This is a genomic window from Moorena producens 3L, assembly GCF_000211815.1.
In the GTDB taxonomy this organism is placed as follows: Bacteria; Cyanobacteriota; Cyanobacteriia; order Cyanobacteriales; family Coleofasciculaceae; genus Moorena; species Moorena producens.
Window position 1 is genome coordinate 7,131 of sequence record NZ_GL890855.1, and the last position, 1,688, is coordinate 8,818.

2 protein-coding genes and 1 pseudogene are annotated in these 1,688 nt (G+C 40.6%); all 3 read left to right on the top strand.

The features are described from left to right. Positions 1–56: 56 nt before the first annotated feature. Positions 57–167 (top strand): annotated as a pseudogene (locus LYNGBM3L_RS50245) (endonuclease); the annotation flags it as partial. A gap of 176 nt (positions 168–343) precedes the next feature. After that, the gene (locus LYNGBM3L_RS11250; RefSeq protein WP_008182597.1) at positions 344–556 is read left to right on the top strand and encodes a type II toxin-antitoxin system HicB family antitoxin; all 213 of its coding nucleotides are present in this window, start codon (positions 344–346) and stop codon (positions 554–556) included. A 726-nt stretch (positions 557–1,282) separates the two neighbouring features. Next, positions 1,283–1,441 (top strand): hypothetical protein, encoded by a 159-nt coding sequence (locus tag LYNGBM3L_RS43280; RefSeq protein WP_154659750.1) that lies wholly within the window; start codon positions 1,283–1,285, stop codon positions 1,439–1,441. Positions 1,442–1,688 lie beyond the last annotated feature (247 nt).

The window sequence follows — 1,688 nt, forward strand, 5'->3', positions numbered from 1 at the left end:
AAGATCAAGGGGGGATCCAAACTCCTCCAACAAACCAAAAACTTTATGATTTTGAAATGTGTGGTCACCAACAAATACAATTTCATCTTCCGTATAATTCCAATTTAGTAACCAGAGCTAGAGAATTAAGAAAAAATATGACCCCAGCAGAGAAAAAGCTGTGGTATTAAAATGTAAAAAAAATTAAGTTTATAGCGGTTTTTATCCTAATGAGGTACACAATATTTTTGCCCTTTTCCCTCTTCTGACTTCCCTATTCCCTGTTCCCTGCTCCCTGTTCCCTGCTCCCTAAAACCCAGAACTTTGTCCCTCATCCAATTGAAAACCGCTAAAGGAGATAGCAATGTTAGTTAAATACAAATTAATCATTTATTGGAGTGAATCAGACCAAACTTTTATAGTGGAAGTACCAGAATTACCTGGATGTATGGCAGATGGTCAAACTTACGTCGAAGCAGTAACTAATGCAGAAATTATTATCCGAGAGTGGATCGAAACGGCTCAGGAGTTGGGGCGTGATATTCCTACTCCCAAAGGACGGTATATTTATGCTTAATAGATCCTTCTTAGATCAGATTAGAGCCCATTTTCTTCAGCTGGAGGGGATGCTATCTGAAAGTCTCCCCAGGGTAAACCCATCTAAATTCTCGAAACCTTAATCAGAAATAATAAGCAAAAATACTTATCTAATGACTCTCATATCCAGTAGGTATTTGTAACTAACATGTGTTTACCCTGAACAAAATTTGGAAAGCCTGAACCACCCCAGCCCCTGTTACCACAGTAAATACAGCTTGAACAGGCAATAAGTTGACGATTTGTGGAGATAATAGGATATAGAGGTAGCTAAATTGCTCAATAAAACTAAATTTGATTAAAAATAAGCGAAAAAGCACCTTTGACACCAGACTAATTAGTCTGCTTTAATCTACTGGCGTGGGTAACGAAATGTTAAGTAGCAAAAATTAGTGTTGATTAAATTTGCCGAAAACCCCGACTATGACTATTTCTTGATGGAGTCGCTCATCAAGAAAACCCGTAAGACCAAGCTGCATCGCTTGTCAAACATTATCCCCATCTGATCACCCGACCATATCCCTACCTATTTTTTCCAAGCTTGAAACGGCCCTACTAGCACAACAGCTGTAGCGGTCGCAATCGGGAATTGAGGAGGGTGATGATTACGGGTATCACTGGTGTGAGTGGGGTTAGCCTGAGCAGCAGTTTAGTAGTAATAAATAATTATCTTAATAGGATAGCCGCCTAATGTCAACCACAAGGAATGACGCCCTTCACCGTAGAAGAGGCTCGTCATCCCACCTGGTTTGAGACCCAGAGGAATGCCAACATGCCTGTATTGCCAACAGTGGTAGTGCAGTGCTCCCGTTGGGTTTCACCTCTAGCGTCGATTGAGTCTGTTGTTAACAATACAGTTCTCTAAAAAAAATTTGTTCCTACCACTATCCAAATTATTAAAATTTTGTTAAACTACTCAAGTGGCAACGCTCAAGTTAAATTAGTCACTCCTTACAAAGCAAATCTAAAGAAAATGTAAAATCAGCGTTGCTTAAGCAATGCAGCGAGGTAGCGCCGCCAAAGGGGGTTCCCGCCCCATGAGTGACTACCGGTGCGGCCAAAGGGGGTTTTACCCACTCGCTATGGCATAAAGACATTCAAGAATGAATTTA

Excerpts from the sequence above, each read along its gene's own strand:
- LYNGBM3L_RS11250 (WP_008182597.1), top strand. The coding sequence starts at position 344 with ATGTTAGTTAAATACAAATTAATCATTTATTGGAGTGAATCAGACCAA.
- LYNGBM3L_RS43280 (WP_154659750.1), top strand. The coding sequence starts at position 1,283 with ATGACGCCCTTCACCGTAGAAGAGGCTCGTCATCCCACCTGGTTTGAG.